This window comes from Paenibacillus radicis (ex Gao et al. 2016) (genome assembly GCF_014641555.1).
In the GTDB taxonomy this organism is placed as follows: Bacteria; Bacillota; Bacilli; order Paenibacillales; family Paenibacillaceae; genus Pristimantibacillus; species Pristimantibacillus radicis.
Map to the genome: position 1 here is coordinate 1 of NZ_BMHY01000014.1, position 17834 is coordinate 17834.

At 52.1% G+C, this 17834-nt stretch carries 16 protein-coding genes; all 16 read right to left on the reverse strand.

Annotated elements, in window-relative coordinates:
• Nucleotides 1-652: 652 nt before the first annotated feature.
• The 16 genes from murA to IEX98_RS24275 all read right to left on the reverse strand — a co-directional run bounded on the left by murA (nt 653) and on the right by IEX98_RS24275 (nt 17826).
• Nucleotides 653-2050 carry a UDP-N-acetylglucosamine 1-carboxyvinyltransferase gene (gene murA / locus IEX98_RS24200; RefSeq protein ID WP_188892274.1) on the reverse strand — a complete coding sequence of 466 codons (1398 nt, stop codon included), beginning with the start codon at nt 2048-2050 and terminating at the stop codon, nt 653-655.
• A gap of 374 nt (nt 2051-2424) precedes the next feature.
• A complete protein-coding gene (locus IEX98_RS24205; protein ID WP_188892275.1) occupies nt 2425-2688 on the reverse strand; it encodes a DUF1146 family protein in 264 nt (87 codons plus the stop codon).
• An 88-nt stretch (nt 2689-2776) separates the two neighbouring features.
• Nucleotides 2777-5680, reverse strand: a complete 2904-nt coding sequence (locus tag IEX98_RS24210) for a S8 family peptidase (protein ID WP_188892276.1) — start codon at nt 5678-5680, stop codon at nt 2777-2779.
• Between the two features lie 430 nt (nt 5681-6110).
• Nucleotides 6111-7682, reverse strand: coding sequence for an NADH-quinone oxidoreductase subunit N (locus tag IEX98_RS24215; RefSeq protein ID WP_188892277.1), 1572 nt, complete (start codon nt 7680-7682; stop codon nt 6111-6113).
• 3 nt (nt 7683-7685) lie between these two features.
• Complete coding sequence (locus IEX98_RS24220) at nt 7686-9317, reverse strand: complex I subunit 4 family protein (RefSeq protein ID WP_188892278.1); 1632 nt, start codon at nt 9315-9317, stop codon at nt 7686-7688.
• Nucleotides 9314-11203 carry an NADH-quinone oxidoreductase subunit L gene (gene nuoL / locus IEX98_RS24225; RefSeq protein ID WP_188892279.1) on the reverse strand — a complete coding sequence of 630 codons (1890 nt, stop codon included), beginning with the start codon at nt 11201-11203 and terminating at the stop codon, nt 9314-9316. Before nuoL ends, IEX98_RS24220 begins: the two co-directional genes overlap by 4 nt.
• Nucleotides 11204-11213: 10 nt before the next feature.
• Complete coding sequence (nuoK, locus tag IEX98_RS24230; RefSeq protein ID WP_188892280.1) at nt 11214-11516, reverse strand: NADH-quinone oxidoreductase subunit NuoK; 303 nt, start codon at nt 11514-11516, stop codon at nt 11214-11216.
• A 1-nt stretch (nt 11517) separates the two neighbouring features.
• On the reverse strand, nt 11518-12123 hold the full coding sequence (locus IEX98_RS24235; protein WP_188892281.1) for an NADH-quinone oxidoreductase subunit J: 606 nt from the start codon (nt 12121-12123) through the stop codon (nt 11518-11520).
• On the reverse strand, nt 12124-12573 hold the full coding sequence (gene nuoI, locus IEX98_RS24240; protein WP_188892282.1) for an NADH-quinone oxidoreductase subunit NuoI: 450 nt from the start codon (nt 12571-12573) through the stop codon (nt 12124-12126).
• Nucleotides 12574-12588: 15 nt separating this feature from the next.
• On the reverse strand, nt 12589-13605 hold the full coding sequence (nuoH, locus tag IEX98_RS24245; protein WP_188892283.1) for an NADH-quinone oxidoreductase subunit NuoH: 1017 nt from the start codon (nt 13603-13605) through the stop codon (nt 12589-12591).
• Nucleotides 13605-14705 carry an NADH-quinone oxidoreductase subunit D gene (locus IEX98_RS24250; protein WP_188892284.1) on the reverse strand — a complete coding sequence of 367 codons (1101 nt, stop codon included), beginning with the start codon at nt 14703-14705 and terminating at the stop codon, nt 13605-13607. The genes nuoH and IEX98_RS24250 overlap by 1 nt, the downstream gene beginning before the upstream one ends.
• Nucleotides 14706-14712: 7 nt before the next feature.
• The gene (locus IEX98_RS24255; protein ID WP_188892285.1) at nt 14713-15393 is read right to left on the reverse strand and encodes an NADH-quinone oxidoreductase subunit C; all 681 of its coding nucleotides are present in this window, start codon (nt 15391-15393) and stop codon (nt 14713-14715) included.
• Nucleotides 15390-15908 carry a NuoB/complex I 20 kDa subunit family protein gene (locus IEX98_RS24260; RefSeq protein WP_188892286.1) on the reverse strand — a complete coding sequence of 173 codons (519 nt, stop codon included), beginning with the start codon at nt 15906-15908 and terminating at the stop codon, nt 15390-15392. Before IEX98_RS24260 ends, IEX98_RS24255 begins: the two co-directional genes overlap by 4 nt.
• Nucleotides 15893-16303 carry an NADH-quinone oxidoreductase subunit A gene (locus tag IEX98_RS24265; RefSeq protein WP_188892364.1) on the reverse strand — a complete coding sequence of 137 codons (411 nt, stop codon included), beginning with the start codon at nt 16301-16303 and terminating at the stop codon, nt 15893-15895. The genes IEX98_RS24260 and IEX98_RS24265 overlap by 16 nt, the downstream gene beginning before the upstream one ends.
• A 51-nt stretch (nt 16304-16354) precedes the next feature.
• Complete coding sequence (locus IEX98_RS24270; RefSeq protein WP_188892287.1) at nt 16355-17584, reverse strand: GerAB/ArcD/ProY family transporter; 1230 nt, start codon at nt 17582-17584, stop codon at nt 16355-16357.
• Nucleotides 17581-17826, reverse strand: a complete 246-nt coding sequence (locus tag IEX98_RS24275) for a hypothetical protein (RefSeq protein ID WP_188892288.1) — start codon at nt 17824-17826, stop codon at nt 17581-17583. The genes IEX98_RS24270 and IEX98_RS24275 overlap by 4 nt, the downstream gene beginning before the upstream one ends.
• Nucleotides 17827-17834: the final 8 nt, after the last annotated feature.

Here is a 17834-nt window from a genome sequence, read left to right on the forward strand (position 1 = left end):
CACTTCTACTCTTATGCAATACCATCACTCCGCTTCCCACTTCTACTCTTATGCAATACCATCACTCCGCTTCCCACAATTACTCTTATGCAAACTATTACTGCGCTTTCGCCTTGCCATTTTTCTATGGCATCATTCCCTCATAGCAGCGAAGCACCTTCGCTATTTAACGAACCCAAATTCGCTGTAAGCTTGTTAGGCAGCATGCTTCACTTCAATTAGCGAAGCCATTTTCGTAGTCCATGAACCTAGGTTCACGGTTAGCGAAATTCTCTTCGCTGTTCGTTCGAAACCACAATAAAACCGACGGATTAGCGAATTTAGCTTCGTTGTTTTGCGAACCTGCTTCGCTATACTACAGCAGCCTCTCCTGAGCCCCACATTATAGAATTTGGCTTCGTTATTTAGCGAACCTGCTTCGCTATACGTCCCCCACCACACTAAGACCGCCTCGTTTGCGTGTTTGGCTGCATTTCAAACCATCACTCACTATATAAGAGCTCCAAAACCAGCAACCGCCAGCCAGCCGTCAACACCGAGCTTCAGCCTTCAGCCTTCCACCTCCCGCCAGCAAGCAAACACAAAAAAGCCTTCAATCAGAGGCCTGAGGCAGGCCGCCAATCGAAAGCTTTTTTTCGTTCCGTTTATGCTGTTACGCCCAAGTAGGCTGCACTTTCACCCGTTTGTAGCTGCCGCTGCCAGACGTCTCCGCAGCTGCCGATTCAGCGCTATGCGACGCAACAGATGCTGCTGCCGCAGCTACCGCAACTGGAGCTTCTGCAGCTACAGCAGCCGCTTCTACACGGCTGATCAATGCGCCAAGGGATGCGAGCTTGCCGGTAATGTTCACATAGCCGCGATCCACATGGTGAATGCCGCTAATTTCGGTCTCGCCGTCCGCGCGCAACGCCGCGCAAATAAGCGCTGCTCCCGCCCGCAAATCAGTTGCGCACACTTTCGCGCCGGATAGACGCGAGCCGCCGCTTACGAAAGCAGAACGTCCTTCGACCTTGATTTGTGCGTTCATCTTCTGGAATTCCTCGACATGCATGAAACGATTCTCAAATACAGTTTCCGTAACAACTGCCGTACCTTCTGCCACAAGAAGCAATGCCATCATTTGCGATTGCATATCCGTTGGGAAACCAGGATGCGGCAATGTCTTCACATCGACTGATTTCAAGGCATGAGCTGCACTTACGCGAATGCCGTTATCCGACTCCGATACTTCAACGCCCATTTCCTGCAGTTTCGAAATAACCGGCGTCAAATGATCAGAAATTGCGCCTTCTACAAATACATCGCCGCCTGTAATTGCCGCCGCAATCATATACGTGCCCGCTTCTACACGATCTGGAATGACATTGTGGGCTGCACCATGCATCTGATCAACGCCTTCGATCCGGATCATGCCTGTCCCTGCACCGCGCACCTTCGCGCCCATCGCATTCAAGTAATTGGCCAAATCAACAATCTCAGGTTCCTTGGCCGCATTCTCGATCGTAGTCGTGCCCTCGGCAAGCGCAGCCGCCATCATAATATTCTCAGTCGCACCGACGCTGGCGACATCCAAATAAATTTTAGCGCCCTTGAGCCGCTTTACTACGCTGGCTTCAATAAAGCCGTGACCCAGCGTAATTTCGGCGCCCATCGCTTCGAAGCCCTTCAAATGCTGGTCAATCGGTCTCGTACCGATCGCGCAGCCGCCTGGAAGCGAAATCCGCACTTTACCGATTCGGGCAAGCAACGGTCCCATCACCAAGAAAGATGCCCGCATTTTACGAATCAATTCATACGGTGCTTCAAAAGAAGTAATCGATGCCGCAGAAATGCGCATCGTCTCATTGTTATAGCTTAATTTGGCGCCCAGTGACGCCAGTACCTGCTGTATAGTCATCACGTCATCGAGGAGGGGTACGTCACAGATGACGCTGTCTCCTTCCGCTGCGAGCAAAGAGGCCGCCAATATAGGGAGTACTGCATTTTTAGCACCGCTGACACGGACAGTTCCCGACAAGCGCTGGCCTCCGCGGACGATAATTTTGGTCATCTTATAGTTCCCTCCGCGAACTGATTTTCGTTCATCGCTTTTATTCATCCAACCTTCATAATAGCATTAATTTACACAAATCGACAAGCGTAAAATAAAATCCAAATGTTACCTGCCAATTCCATCGCAAGAATTGCTTCCTTAAAAAGAAAAAAGTGTCGAATGATGCGCTTAAGCGGCGTTTTTCAAATGTTTTTTCAATGAGATCCGTACGTTTCGCGTCGATCGGCGGCGAACAGCGGCATTTAGCTGTGCCAGCATCAGGCTGAAGCAGGCAGCAAATCAACCTTCATCCCGCGATTTATAACTATTCGGAGCTTATTGTCATTTTCGTACCGTCATGTATTACCCATTGTTGACTCTTTTCGCGATTGTTATTCGACAAAGCTCCTCAGCATGACCGACCAGGACCAATAGTCCAGAATAAAGCCGGCGAACGCATGCCCCAGTACAACCGCGATCAAAATTTGAACCATGCGGGCCTTTGGACTGCGCGGAGATTTGAAAAATGTGTCCATTTTCACTTCCTGCAAAATGTACCACACAAATATAATGCTGATGATCGTCACGACAATGGAAAACAATCCAGTCACTCCCGTTGTCGTTGCAATATCTCTTGCCATTTGCTCGGTGCCCATGAATATCCTCCTGCTTATTTATCCGCATCCGCATCCGCTTCTTACGCGCCGCAACTAGAGTACACTAAAGCATTTCCGCGCCTATTGCTTAGACGTATAAACGGTACAATAATGTTGTATACTCCGCCCGGCTCGCCTTCGCATCCGGCTGGAACCGATTGCCCTCTTTGCCCGAGACGCTGCCCTTAAGCTTTAAAGCTTGCAGCATGGGAGCGGCCCAATGCAATTTGGAAACGTCGGCATACGGTGCATAAGTGGGCTGAATCGGCTTCACACCATCCGCCTGACCGATAATGACAGCCATCTCGGCGCGCGTGACGGGCTGATCCGGCTTAAAGTCGCCGCTTGGAAATCCCTTGATCCAACCCTGCTCTACCGCCCTCCTGATGGCATCATATGCCCAATACTTCGAGTCGATATCTATAAATTGAACGGAGTTGGCTGGCTTTAGCAGCGTTACGGGTTTATAAGCTTTCACAACCATCGCAACCGCTTCTGCGCGTGTAATGGGCCTTTCCGGTTCAAAGACATATTTCCCTGTCCCCGACACAATACCGCGGCTGTTCATCGCAACGATTGCTTCCTTGGCCCAATGGTCGCCAATATCGCGAAAGCCCGCTGTCAGTTCATCAGCGATGATTCGGAATCGGTAGTATTGATTATCGAAAGGTGCATTAGAAGTCAGTTTAACATAATAGACCCCTGGTTGAAAAAGTCTTCCGTTCGCTTCAAGACTGCCGGAACTGCCTGTCGACTGGGAGAAAATAAGCTTTTGCTTCTTATCATAGGCTTCCAGCTTCATTTTGAAGCCATCCGGAACGTCTTTGAGCCGCATATCGACGATACTTGGCTTCTGCAGGCGGAGCTGAAACCAATCCACATCACTCTTAGTGCCTATCACCCCTACATACTCCGTACCCGGACTAACCAGCAGCGCTTCATAATACTTATCATTTGGCTCGTTCGGATCATCATATTTCGGGTTGTAGTTCAGCTTCAGCGTATAAGTGCCGACGGTTGGGCTCGCCTCCGCCGAAATCGCGTTATGCACACGAATGTAATACTTGCCCGGAGTAACGGTCAAAAGCGGCGATTGCTCCGTCTCTCCTTCATGCTGGTCATCGTAGACGACGAGCGATTGACCTGCCCGCTGCACGGCAAGACCAGGGTCGATGCGCACCGTATTTGTGCTTAGCCTCAAGCTGAGCGTACCGCTCTGTTTGAAGTTGATGACAAACCAATCGCGGTCAGCGGTCTGATGGAAGCTTCCGTTAATCGTCTGACTGCGCGGCTGCAGCGTAAATGCCGTATACGACTTATCATTAGGCTCGTATGTATCCTCAGCCATTCGAAAAGAAGCGTTCAGCATATAAGGCAGCCTCGTACTATTGCCAGCATTCATTGCCTCCATTAAAACAAGCTGGCGGCCTTTGCGTACCTTCCATTCGATATTCCGGCTCCCTAGCTTCGTCTCTTCCTTTTTCAGCAGCTTGCCGTCTGCGTAATGCGAAAGGCGGATTGGCGGCGCGGTTTTCCCTTGCGGCAGCATCGACTCATAGCGAAGGGTCAACACCCCGTCGTAAGGAGCATCCACTGCATACCAATCCTTATCTCCGTTCGTTTCAAGTACGGCAGTAAGCTGACTGGGTAGCGGAAAATAACTTGCTTGGCTCATCCGGTCATTTGGCTCGTATCCGTCCGCCTTTAAGGAGGTCGTGACGGCTTTATCGATTTGCAGCAGTCCATAACCCGATTGGTTATCAAAACCGCGTGCCCCTATATCCTTGGCTGTCTGGCGAAGCAGCTCCCGAATTTGATAGAGCTTCATCTCCGGATAGCGCGCCCAGATGAGCGCAGCAGCAGCCGCAACTTGCGGAGCGGCCATTGAGGTGCCCTCTTCCTTCTTATAACGGCCGCCAATGGCTGTCGTATACACATTCCATGGAGCAACCAAATCCAGTTCAGGTCCAGGATTGGAGCGCGAATCCGGCTTGTTGTCCGCTTGCGCTCCGCCAACGGCAAGCACCGTCGGATAGGCCGCCGGATATTTCACGGCTGCTTTGCTGCCGAGATTTATGCCGTCATTGCCCGCCGCGGCGACGAGAAGAGTGCCCTTGCTCTCTGCATACTCCACAATATCCAGCATATACGGCGAATAGCGGTAAAGCCCTACCGACAGTACAATAATTTTTGCCTGCTTGCGTACGGCGTACAGAATCGCTTCGCCAAGCTCCTGCTCCGTACCATCTCCGCGGTGATCCAACGCTTTGATCGGCATAAGCTTAGCCTTCCATAGAATGCCCGCCACTCCGACTCCATTGTTGCCGGAAGCCGCGATAACACCTGCCACACTTGTTCCGTGTCCGTTGTCATCGTCTGGCGGCTGGTTTGGACGGACAAGGTTAATGCCGTCCACCAAATTATCCTTCAAATCCGGATGATTCAGATCGACACCTGTATCGATAACTGCAATCGTCAGCGAGGTTTGCGTCCGAACGCTCTTCCACGCCTCCAGTGCGCCGATCTGCTTAAGATACGTCTGTTTGCCAAGCTCCGGGTCGTTGGCTTCGCCATTATCGGCTGCGGCCGCCTGCAGCATGCGCTGCTCCGAAGCGCCGTCTCCTTCCGCAGACGGTTCATTTAATACGTGCACCGAATAATTCGGTTGCACGTATTCCACGCCCGGCGTACTCTTAAGCCGGAGCAGCCAAGACTCAAGATCTGCGCCCGGGTCAGCGGGCGCGATAAGATCGACCGCCGTCTCACTTTGGCGGTGCAATAAGTTCGTCCCTTGCAGCTCTTGCATCTGCTCAGGACTGCGCCATTTGAGCAGCCAGCCGTTTGCAGACTCCTCAGTGGAGGCTGGCCGCTGCTGCGCCCGCTGCCCTTCAACAGCAGGGGCAGGCGCGACACAGGCGCAGATAAGCGCCGCCAGCAATAGCATGGCGACTGCCCTTTTGTATGGGTAAGGGTGCCAGAGCGGAAATTTCATTTATTGTGCCTCGGTAACTTCATATTTAGTAGGACTAGCCGAAGTGAAAATTTGTATGCAATAGAAGAACGAACAGATTTTATTTTCTATTGTTATACAGTTCGCTTTACCGACTAAATTTTCCTTTGCTATTACAAATACACGACAAAAGACCTACGAAAACGGCTTATCTCTTACATTTCTGGAGTCTAATCACATGATTCACCGCTGTGGCAGCGTCGCAATCTCCATTCTTCTATTTACGTACCCCCATTCGCAGCTTCCTAAACGAAACGGTGACTAAACGTATATATGCAACCGAATGCCGAAAATGAACTTCACCACAAATTGGTAACCGCTTACTAATGAAAAAAAAGACCGATGACAGAGAATTACTCATCCACTGTCATCGGTCCCCAACCCTATCATGCTATTCCAACTGTGATTATCGCTATCCCAGCCCAATCAGCAAATCGCCGCGAATGGTGAAAATCGCTTGAATCCAATCCATAAGCAGACCGGGCATCAAGCCTAATGCCACTGTCGCCCCGGCGCAAAGCCATATGACAATTCCGGTCGGTGCCGACACTCTAATCTCACTTTCCTCTTCACTGCTCGAGCGCATGAACATTTGACGAACAATGGCAAAGTAAAAGTAGTAGGAAATGACACTGCTAATCACCATAATCGCAACAAGCCAGTAGGCTTTCGCGCTGGCTGCTCCCATCAGAATGAACAGCTTGGCGAAAAAGCCCCCGCTCACCGGCAGGCCGGCCAGCGATAGAATAAAAACAACCATCGCTGCTGACGTCCACGGCGCCCGGTAATAAAGCCCAGAGAAGCCCTTTAACTCCTCATGCCCCGCTGCTTGGCTAATGACAGTTAATACAGCGAACGCACCTATCGTCATCAACAAGTAGACAATGAGGTAGAAAATAAATTCGGAGACGTTGCTGCTATGGACCGTCGTGAAATTCAGCCCGATCGGCACCAGCAAATATCCGGCATTCGCCACCCCTGACAATGCAAGCAGACGTTTCATCTGCCTCTGGCGCAGCGCAGCGGTCGTTCCGGCAAGCATAGCTGCCGCTGCCAAAACTAGCAAAGCAAGATAGACATCATTGCCTACCGGTTTGACGCCCCCTCCTCCTCCGCCAGAGATAAAGAACGCGCTGTTATAGAGGATACGGAGCACTGCTGCAAGCGCAGCACCTTTGGATACAACCGCCAGAAACGCCGAGACTGGCGTCGGAGCGCCTTGATAGACATCCGGTGCCCAAGCATGGAAAGGAGCGGCCGCAATTTTGATCGCAAAACCGGCAATAAGGAAGAAGAAACCGGCATACATGAGCGCTGGATAGCTCGTCATAACCTCAGGAAGAGCCGTTCTAAAATCACCGAGATCTACCGATCCCGTTAATCCGTATAAGTAGGACATACCGAATAGTATAAAGGCGGAGGAAATGCCGCCGATCACCACGTATTTAAAAGCTGCTTCTGCTGATTTTGACGACCGTCTTCGCAAAGCAACCAATACATAGCTAGTAATGCTGAGCAATTCCAAGCCAATATAAAGCGTAACCAGATTGCCGGAGGAGGCCATAATCATAGCCCCTATTGCAGCGGGCAGCAGCAAGTAGAACAACTCAGCCCGATCCGTGATGTCCTTATCCTGCTTAACAGAACCTAGAGCCATCAATGCTACGAGCGCCGTACCAGCAAGAAAAACCAGCTTTAACAGGTTGGCGAATTGGTCAACAACGTAGCTTGCGCCAAGCAATTCAATGACTTGGCCAACCTCCCTGCCGCTGCCCTGCAGATCAATTAACCGATAAACTACGAATCCAGCAGCGCCAAGCAGCCCTGCTACGGTCATCCAGCCGATCGACAATCGGCTTACCTTTTGCGGCAGCAACAGATCGGCAACGACTAGAAGGAGAAAAACAGCGGCAAGGAACAGCTCGGGAGCCATGTACAGCATATCCGGCCACGTCAGAGGCAAAAACGAAACACCCTCGTACATTTGCTACCCCCCCGCCCTTGTTGCAAGTATTGGATGAATCAGCGTCTCATAGCTGTAATGAAGCGTATCTGTAAGCATGGAAGGATAACAGCCAAGCAGAATGATAACAGCCAGCAGCACAATCATCGGCACGGCCTCCACAAGTCTGGCATCCTTGGCTGCTGCATACTGCTCATCCATCGGCCCGAAGGTCACCTTCAGCACGCTGCGCAGCACATAAGCCGCGGTCAAAATAATGCCAAGCAACGCAAGCCCGGCCAGCCATGGATGCGATTCGAACAGGCCCAGCAGTGACAACAGCTCGCCAATAAAGCCTGAAAGTCCCGGCAGGCCGAGCGCGGCCAATCCCCCAGCAAGCAGCATACCGCTCATGAATGGCATACTGCGTGCCAAACCTCCTAGCAGCGGAAGCTCCGTCGTCTTCGTCCGCTCGTAAAAGCTGCCGACCAGCAAGAACAGCAGCGCCGAGATCAGTCCATGCGAGACTAACTGGAACACAGCACCTTGCAGGCCGATTTCGTTGAAAGCAGCAAGGCCCAACAAGAAGATCCCCATATGACTAATCGAAGAATAGGCTAACACTTGCTTCAAATCCTTCTGCCGGAAAGCAATAAGCGCGCCGTATAGAAGATTCACTAAACCTAGCACCGCCAATACGACAGCCCAAGCTTTCGCCTGCTCCGGAAATAAATAAATGCCGAAGCGAATCATCCCGTATGCTCCCATCTTGAGCAGCACGCCAGAGTGGATCATGACGATGGAAGGCGGAGCTTCCGTATGCACCTTCAGCATCCAGGTGTGAAAAGGGAAGATCGGAAGCTTGATGCCAAAGCCGACCATGAGCAGGACAAACAGCGTCCACTGCATGGCGTCGCCCATATGGAACGGATTGAGACCGCCCATCGCCTCGGATGTTAAGTTGACCCATGCGGTAGGGTCCGTCATATTCTTCGCCAGATCGGCATAATTGCCGCTATAGATGAAGTCAAGAACATTCCCAGACTGCTCAATGCGGAAGCCTGCCGTATTAACGAGAATAATAAATGCAATAAGTAAAACTGCAGAGCCAATTCCGTTATAGATCAAGAACTGATTAGCGGCCCGCTCGCGATTGAAGTAACCCCATATGCCGATCAGGAAGTACATCGCGATAATCGTCAATTCGAAAGAGATGAAGAATAGAAATAAGTCCCGTGCAAGAAAGACGCCCAGCATTCCCGCTTCAAGCAGCAGAAACCATGCATAAAATGCTTTCCAGCGCTTTTTCACATGAATCGAAGCAAAAGCAGCCATCGCCGTCACTAACGCAGTAAGAATGACAAGCGGAAGAGACAATCCGTCAATACCAACCGCATATTGAATGATGAATTTATAGCTCGTAACGCCTTCCAGCGTCTCTTTGTTAAGCGGGACCTCCACCCAAGTTGCCTGCTCCTCGTAGCCGCTTACGCCTTGAAGATTCACAAAGTCGGAATACAGCAGACATGAGAGAAGCAGCGGTATAAGCGTCGTAATGATTGCCGCGGCATGCAGCCATCGGTTGCGCCGGCTTGGCAGCAGCAGTACAACAAGCAGCCCGGCCAGCGGCGTTGCCAGTATAATCGATAAAATCGGCCAATCGGAGAGAATGTTCATGACCAGAACCTCCTTCCGACGATAACCGCAATTAGAACGATACAGCCGATTAATGCTGCCAATCCATAGGTTTGAACCTTGCCATTGCTTAACCTCGCTGCAAACCGGCCGGCGGCAGTCGTCAGTGCTCCCGTCATCCGGACGGTTCCGCCGATTACATATTCATCGAATACAGCAAGCGTGCTGCCAAGCCCGCGCAATGGTTTGACAATAATGACTCGATACCATTCATCGATGTAATACCCTCTTTCTACTGCCCGTAACAAACTAGGAAGCTTTGCTGCCATAAAACCGCTGCCGATGCTTTTCTTCACAAAGAACAGCCAGCCCAAGTAGATGCCCAATGCTCCTACTCCGATGGAGGCCACCATAGCGGCGATACTTGAGCCGCCATGCACGGTCTCGACGGCCTCTGAGCCGCTCAACCAGCCGCTGAGCCAGCCATTCCAAGGCGTTTCTATAAACCCGGCAACAACCGACAACGCTGCAAGTATGATCATCGGGATCGTCATAACAGCAGCCGACTCCTTCACCGCTGCATGCCCGCTTCGCGGCTTGCCTGCAAAGACAAGGAAGAACAATCTCGACATGTAAAGCGCCGTGCAGAAAGCGGCCGCAAGTCCAACGACGAACAACACGGGATTTTCGTCCAAAGCGGTTGTCAGAATAGCATCTTTGGACCAAAAACCAGAGAAGGGCGGTATGCCAGACAACGCAAGCGCGCCTATAGCGAAAGTCCAAGCTGTTGTTTTCATCTTGGCACCAAGACCGCCCATTTCCCGGATATCCTGCGTATGTACCGCATGGATGATGCTCCCGGCTCCCAGGAAGAGCAGTGCTTTGAAGAAAGCATGAGTAAACAGATGGAAGATGCCTCCTGATACCGAACCCAAACCGATCGCCATAACCATATAGCCTAACTGGCTTACCGTGGAATAAGCGAGAATTCGTTTAATATCGTTTTGAGCTAGAGCAATCGTCGCGGCAAATATCGCAGTAAAACCGCCTATATATGCCGTCGTCTGCATCGCAGCTTCCGATGCACTCACGATGTCGAACGTTCTTGCCAGCAAGAAGACGCCGGCAGCGACCATCGTCGCCGCATGAATAAGCGCACTGATCGGAGTTGGCCCCTCCATCGCATCCGGAAGCCACACATGCAGCGGAAACTGGCCGGATTTGCCGATGGCGCCAAGCAAGATGAGCAGCGCGATAAACGTTGTAATGCCAGAGGTCATTACGCCGGATTGTCCCTCATGAAAGACATTGTAGATACTGGTGAAGTCCAGCGCATGACCCGGCATATACCAGAACAGCAGCAGGATGGCCAGCAGCAGACCGGCATCACCGATGCGCGTGACGATGAAAGCTTTCTTCGCTGCAGCGCGAGCGGATGGCCTCGCATACCAGAAACCGATCAACAGAAACGAACATACCCCGACCAGCTCCCAGAAAATATAGAGGAGCAGTATATTGTCCGCCAGCACCAGTCCGATCATCGAGAAGGTAAATAAAGCGACATAGCCGTAAAAGACGGTTAACCGTTCATCGTTTTTCATATAGCCTGCGGAATAGACATTAACCGCCAGGCTGACGCCCGTTATGACCACCAGCATAAGCGATGTCAGATTCGTCACCTCGAAGCCCAGACGCAGCGTATAGTCGCCAATAACGATCCACTTAAAGCTTCTTATGCTGTAATCGACGGCGTCCGGTCCCAATCGCTCGAACAAGACTAGCAACGATAGGACGAAAGCCGCGAGAGAGCCGGCGGACCCAAGCAGCATAGCCGTAGTCCGATAACTTCTGCCGAGTGCAATAAGGAGCAGAAAGGCCGCCAGCGGGAATATCGGGATGAGCCAAGCCGATTGTGTATAAAATTCCATTTGCTTGCCGTCACCTCCTCATTTCATCATATTCGTCGACGTTCACCGTACCTTTGGCGCGGAACAAAGCGATCAATATAGCCACACCCACCGCGGCTTCTGCTGCCGCTACCGTAATCGTGAACAGCGAGAACACTTGCCCTGTCAAGGAAGGCGCAACCCCGTACTTGGAAAATACAATTAGATTTAAATTGACGGCATTGAGCATCAGTTCAACCGACAACAGGACGACTACGGCGTTCCTTTTCACAAGCGCCCCGTACAAGCCGATGCAAAACAAGATCGCCGCCATCGTTAAGTAGGATGGAAGCATGCTACTCCGCCTCCTTCGTCTGCAATTGGGCAGTTGGCCCCGCCGGACCGCCGCCTATGCCCGCATTATCGCCGCCTGAAGCGCCGTTTATTTTCTCCGGCAAACGTCGTGCGATTGCAATTGACCCGATAAAAGCAACCGTAAGCAAAATCGACAGCAGCTCGAACGGCACAATGTAGCCTGTGTAGAGGAGCTGGCCAATCTTCATCGTATTTTCCTCCCCGCCCTGGAAAGGAAGCGGATCGGGAAAATCCGTCGTACGAATAGCATAAAACAACAGCCCGAACAGCGCCAGCGCGCCTATCGCGGCAAGCCCTTCATGCAGCGGCAGTACCTTCTCCCCTCCAGCATCCTGGTGGTTTGTCATCATGATGCCGAAGATCATTAGAATGGATACCGCTCCAGCATAAATGAGAACCTGCACGAACGCGACGAACTCGGCTTCCAGCAGCACGAACATGCCCGCCAGACCGAGAAAAACGCCCGCCATAGAAATCACCATATGCACGACCTTTTGGAGGCTGATCATTAGTACGGCGCCGCAGACGATTATCGTAGAAAATATAAAAAACGCCGCAAACTCGCCGTTAAACTCGATATTGAACAATTACTTGGCGCCCCCTTTGGCCGGTGCTCCGATATTGTTGTTGTCTTTGCGCACCAGCGTATTGTTGTCGGTCAGCCACTGCGCGTCCTTGAACAAGTCGTCGCGGCTGAAGGCCGACAGCTCGAAGTGATTCGTCATGACGATCGCCTCCGTCGGGCATACCTCGGTGCAAAGATCGCATAAGATGCAAATTTCGAAATTAATATCGAAGGTATCGATAACCTTCCCTCTTTTTTCAGGATCGGGATTCGGCTTGCCTGTCAGCGTGATGCAATCCGTCGGACAAATTCTCGCACATTGGTTGCAGACGATGCATAGCTCCGGTATAAAATGCTGAATGCCCCGAAACCGGTCCGGCATTTCAAAAGGTACGTCAGGGTAGGAAGTGGTCACTTTAGGCGAGGTCATCGCTTTCAGCGTGACGCCAAGCCCGCGAAACAATCCTTTCATTGCCCATGCCTCCCTCTATCCTTTTATGAAAAGCTCAATATAGACGGCCGTAAGGAATACGTTGAGCAGCGACACCGGGAGCAGCACCTTCCATCCAAGCCCCATCAGCTGATCGACGCGAATGCGCGGAAAGGTCGCCCGAATCCAGAACAGGAAGAAGACGACAAAAACGAACTTCAGCAGAAACCATAAGATGCCTGGGACAAATTCAAGAAACGGCGCAGGCGCCTGCCAGCCGCCGAGAAACAGAACGGTAGTGAGCGCTGCAATCGCATAGACGTACACATACTCCGTTAGCATGAAGAAGGCGAAGCGGAAGCCGCTGTATTCCACATGATAGCCAGCGACCAGCTCCGATTCCGCCTCTGGCAAATCGAATGGCGTCCGGTTGAGCTCGGAGACGGCGGCGATGATAAAGACAGCGAAGCCGATAATTTGCGGAAGGAAGTTCCAGTTCCAGAACCAACCTCCGCTTTGCGCCTCCACAATATCCCGCAGATTCAAGCTGCCGCTCAGCAAAATCACGCCAACGACGGAGATGACGAGCGGCACTTCGTAGCTGATCATTTGCGCCGCGGAGCGCATGCCGCCGAGCAGCGCGTACTTATTGTTCGAAGCCCAGCCTCCAAGCACGATAGCGAGCGTAGAAATGCCGGACAGCGCTACATAATAAAGCAAGCCGACATTCAAATCGGCGAAATAGAGCTTCTGAGTGTATGGAATGACGGCCAGCACAGAAAAGGCAGGAACATAAGCGAGTACGGGGGCGAGCATAAAAAGCAGCCGGTCCGCCTTGCGCGGAATCGTATCCTCTTTGATCAGCAGCTTGAAGATATCAGCAACTGTCTGAAGCAGACCCAGCGGTCCTACCCGGTTCGGCCCCTGGCGAAATTGCATCCAGCCGATCACTTTTCGTTCGAAGTAGATCGCATAGGTTACGAAGCCCAGCACGATCATTAGAAAAACGGCGCCCCAAAGAAAAATCACTACCGCATTGCCCCAGGTCATCGGGCCGTTCAGCCAGGCGCCCATTAGCAATCGACCTCCCCGACGACGATGTCGACGCCGCCCAGTATCGTAATTAAATTGGTCATCGTCTCCCCGATGAGCAGCTTGGGCAATATTTGCAGGTTCACGAAGGAAGGACGACGGAACTTCAGCCGGTATGGCTCTGCCTTGCCTTTCGATACGATATGACAGCCGATCTCGCCGCGCGGCGATTCAATTCGTGTGTATACCTCTCCGGCAGGCGGCCGGATCGCCCGGGGCACCTTGCCCATCGTCTCGCCGCCGCTCGGAAATTGCGCGATCGCCTGCTTCAATATGCGCAGGCTTTGACTAATTTCCTCCAGCCGGATGCGATAGCGGTCATAGCAATCGCCGTTTTGGCCAAGCGGCACGTCAAATTCGAAACGGCTGTACAGGCTGTACGGCTCCGCTTTACGCAAATCCCAGTCGACGCCGGTACAGCGTAAATTGGCGCCGGACAATCCATAATCAATGGCAGTTGCCGCATCGTATTTGCCGATCCCTTTAATGCGGGCCAGGAAAATCTCATTGCCGCTGACCAGCTTGTCGTACTCTCGGAGCTTGCCTTCCATATAGGGGATAAACTCGCTCACTTTATCGATCCATCCGGGAGGAGCATCCCATTTCACACCGCCAACCCGCATGTAATTGTACGTCAGGCGAGCGCCGCACAGCTCGTTGAACAAGTTGATGATCGTCTCGCGATCGCGAAACGCATAGAGAAAGGGACTCATCGCGCCGATATCAAGCAGGTAGGTTCCCCACCAGACCAGATGACTCGCTACCCTTTGCAGCTCCATCACAATAAGGCGCATAAATTCAGCCCGCTCCGGCACTTCCAGTCCCATCATCGTCTCCACTGCATGAACGAGCACATAATTGTTAGTCATCGCGGAGACATAATCCATTCGGTCGGTATAAGGAATAATTTGCGTATAATTCAGCTGCTCCGCAAGCTTCTCTGTGCCGCGGTGCAAATAACCCATGACCGGGGTCGCTTCAGTAATGACCTCGCCGTCAAGCTTGACGACGATGCGAAACACGCCATGTGTGCTGGGATGCTGAGGACCAACGTTAAGCAGCAGTTCTTCGGTACGAATCACGAGCGGCTTACACCTCCGAGTCTAACGGTTCGTAATCTTTGCGAAGCGGATGCCCGACCCAATCGTCCGGCATCATAATGCGCCGCAAATCGGGATGCCCAGTAAAAACAATACCCAGCAGATCATAAATTTCACGCTCATTCCAATTGGCCGTTGCCCATACTGGCGTGGCAGACGACACCTCTGGCTTCTCACGGTCGGCCTTTACTTTCACAGTCAGCTCCCGCCCGCTCTGCAGCGAGACGAGATGATAGACAACCTCTAGATGCGTCTCGTAATCAACACCGGATACGTTGCGCAAATACGTCAAATCATTCTCTATCTTCAACAGCTCCGCAATGCTGCGCCAATAATCATTCTTCACGATAATCGTCGGCATATGCCCGTTCAACTCGTTGATATAAACTTCCTCCAGCGCCTCATCCGCCACTTCCCGGCGAATGAGTGCAGCCGCCGCATCCAGCTCCGGCTGCTTAGGCGATGGGGCTGGCGGCGCAGAGGCCTCTGCTGCTTCAGCCGCCTCTGCGGCAGCTTTCGCCGCCGCCCGGGCCGCCCGCGCTTCTGCGGCCGCTTTCAACTTTGCGGCTTTCTCCGGATCCGCTTCAGCCTCGGCCGTCTTCTGCTTCGCCTGCTCCCCCGCTTCCGCCGTCCCTGACTCTTGCGGCTCCTTCTTCTCCTCTTCGCTCATCTGCCGGTCACCCGCTTCCCGGTCTTGGCTTCATAGCGGATTTTCTCCTGCAGCTTGTTGATTCCATAGATCAGCGCCGCCGGATTAGGCGGGCATCCCGGAATATAGACATCGACAGGAACGATCTGATCGACGCCTTTAATGACGGCGTATGATTTCACATACGGACCGCCTGCCGTTGCGCAAGAGCCCATTGCAATGACCCATTTGGGCTCAGGCATCTGGTCATAAAGCCTGCGCAGCAATGGTCCCATCTTCTTCGTCACTGTGCCAGCAACGATCATAACGTCCGATTGGCGCGGCGATGTACGGAACATGACGCCAAACCGGTCCAGATCATAATGGGATGCGCCTGTTCCCATCATTTCTATCGCGCAGCAAGCCAGGCCAAAGGTCAGCGGCCAGAGGGAATTGCTTCGCGCCCATGCTTTCAACTGCTCCAGCGTACCCATGAAAACGTTCCGTTCCAGCTCGCGGCGTTCTTCCAGCGAGATCGACTCTAAACTGAATTCCATTGCAGCACCTTCTTCTTCCATGCGTATAGAAGTCCAATGAGCAGCATTCCCGTGAAGATAAACATCTCAATCAGCACAAATAAGCCGAGCTTATTGTACGCTACGGCCCAAGGGTATAAGAAAACGGTTTCCACATCAAAAATGACAAACATCAGTGCGAATAAATAATAACGAATGTTAAACCGCACTTGCCCTTCTCCAACCGGCTCATTGCCGCTTTCGTAGGTGGTCTGCTTCGGGTCGGTCGGTTTATGCGGTCTGAGCAGCCTGCCTGCGGTCAACGCCGCAGCAGGCAGCAAAATGCCAAGCACGATAAAGATAGCCACAACGACATACTGGTTAACGTAGTTGTCCACGCAATCGCCTCCGTCATTTGTGAAGTGCAGCAGACCCATGCCGCTTGGTCCAATTTTCCTCACAATTATAACAAATGCTTCCACAATCGTCTATGACGGAGTTGCGCCTCCAGCTTGTCCCGCGCCGCTCTGTTGAGCCTTTCCGCCGCTCGGGCTATCGTTAGGCGCCTCATAGGATGCCTTAACTGGCATGTCTCCCTTCGAACGCGCAGTCCGCTTGCCGGTTATGAAGGCAAAGAGCAGTAAAAGCATCGGAATGGCGACGCCGATCGTCAGACTAAACGGGGTCCAAATTTGCATGGCAAAATATTCAGCATGTGCAGAATTGCGGTATACGGCAATAGACAAAGGAACGACGACGAAAGTAAAAGGAACGATCAGCGGCCGATAGCTTTTTAGATTAAGCATCTGAGCAGCAAGCAGCGTCGCCCCATAGAACGACATCATCAGCTTCATAAAGACCGTGCTGACCCATACAATGGCCACTGTCACCTCCACCCGTACGATCACGTCCTCCACATTAATCGTTTTTGCCATATCAAAAATTGAAAAGGGGCTTCGTCTTGTCTCATCGACACCCAACACCCCTAGAAGCAAAACGCTTATTCCCACACTGAAAATGCCGACGAACATGGCAGCCAGCTTCAAATGCTTGCGAAGCTTCCCCACATCCGCCTGTTTAACGAATGGAAAGAAGGCCGACATTACGACAAATTCGCCTAAAGGAAATCCGAGAATCGGATAGAGGCCTTTAAAAGGCCGTGTCCAGCCTTCATACACGAAGGGCTCGAAATTTTTAGGCTCAAATTGATTGGTCAGCAGCAGCATGATAATAAATATGACCAGAACAGTCCATCCAAACAGCAGCTCACCCGAGCGGGCGATCGTCTCTATACCCAAATAGGCGCCATAGACGATGACAAGCATAAACGTAAACGCGATCACCCAATTTGGTGTTCCTGGAAGTACAGACAATCCGAGAAAATCGACGATGTTGCGGAGAACCAAAGCGCTGAGCAGCAGGAAGAAACAGACGTACACAAGCGTCAGTGCTTTCCCGAGCCAGGTTCCCAATAATTTTTCTGCATATTGTGCCAGGGTAAGGCCCGGGAATCGTTCTGCCAGCGCCAAGTAGAGCAGCAGAACAATATAGTTGAGCGGTCCGGCAATCGCCATAGAGATCCAGGCATCCTGTTTGGCGATGGCCACCACGAAGGTGGGAACCATTAAACCCGCTGTGCCTAGCGCGAATAAAAACAGCATCTTGGACAGCTGGCTGGCGCCTATGAATTGATTGTTTAATTTTTTGCTGCCGTTCATTCCGACGATCCCTCCATCACCCAATCGATTATCGGCTTGCACAAGGGCTCGTACAAAGCCGTTATCCAGTCCACAGGGTTCGGGACATTCACCTGCTTCAACAAACACAAACAATAAACAACACCCATGACGAGCACCGCAATAGCCCACACGCTCTCGCGTACTTGCTTCAGCTTCATTCTGTGACGGACAATGGCGGTCCCCCACAGCGCCGCCGCGAGCACAATCATAACCGAAGGCATCCCAAGCA

Excerpts from the sequence above, each read along its gene's own strand:
- murA (WP_188892274.1), bottom strand. The coding sequence starts at position 2,050 with ATGACCAAAATTATCGTCCGCGGAGGCCAGCGCTTGTCGGGAACTGTC.
- IEX98_RS24205 (WP_188892275.1), bottom strand. The coding sequence starts at position 2,688 with ATGGGCACCGAGCAAATGGCAAGAGATATTGCAACGACAACGGGAGTG.
- IEX98_RS24210 (WP_188892276.1), bottom strand. The coding sequence starts at position 5,680 with ATGAAATTTCCGCTCTGGCACCCTTACCCATACAAAAGGGCAGTCGCC.
- IEX98_RS24215 (WP_188892277.1), bottom strand. The coding sequence starts at position 7,682 with ATGTACGAGGGTGTTTCGTTTTTGCCTCTGACGTGGCCGGATATGCTG.
- IEX98_RS24220 (WP_188892278.1), bottom strand. The coding sequence starts at position 9,317 with ATGAACATTCTCTCCGATTGGCCGATTTTATCGATTATACTGGCAACG.
- nuoL (WP_188892279.1), bottom strand. The coding sequence starts at position 11,203 with ATGGAATTTTATACACAATCGGCTTGGCTCATCCCGATATTCCCGCTG.
- nuoK (WP_188892280.1), bottom strand. The coding sequence starts at position 11,516 with ATGCTTCCATCCTACTTAACGATGGCGGCGATCTTGTTTTGCATCGGC.
- nuoI (WP_188892282.1), bottom strand. The coding sequence starts at position 12,573 with ATGAAAGGATTGTTTCGCGGGCTTGGCGTCACGCTGAAAGCGATGACC.
- nuoH (WP_188892283.1), bottom strand. The coding sequence starts at position 13,605 with ATGGGCGCCTGGCTGAACGGCCCGATGACCTGGGGCAATGCGGTAGTG.
- IEX98_RS24255 (WP_188892285.1), bottom strand. The coding sequence starts at position 15,393 with ATGAGCGAAGAGGAGAAGAAGGAGCCGCAAGAGTCAGGGACGGCGGAA.
- IEX98_RS24260 (WP_188892286.1), bottom strand. The coding sequence starts at position 15,908 with ATGGAATTCAGTTTAGAGTCGATCTCGCTGGAAGAACGCCGCGAGCTG.
- IEX98_RS24265 (WP_188892364.1), bottom strand. The coding sequence starts at position 16,303 with ATGGGTCTGCTGCACTTCACAAATGACGGAGGCGATTGCGTGGACAAC.
- IEX98_RS24270 (WP_188892287.1), bottom strand. The coding sequence starts at position 17,584 with ATGAACGGCAGCAAAAAATTAAACAATCAATTCATAGGCGCCAGCCAG.
- IEX98_RS24275 (WP_188892288.1), bottom strand. The coding sequence starts at position 17,826 with ATGCCTTCGGTTATGATTGTGCTCGCGGCGGCGCTGTGGGGGACCGCC.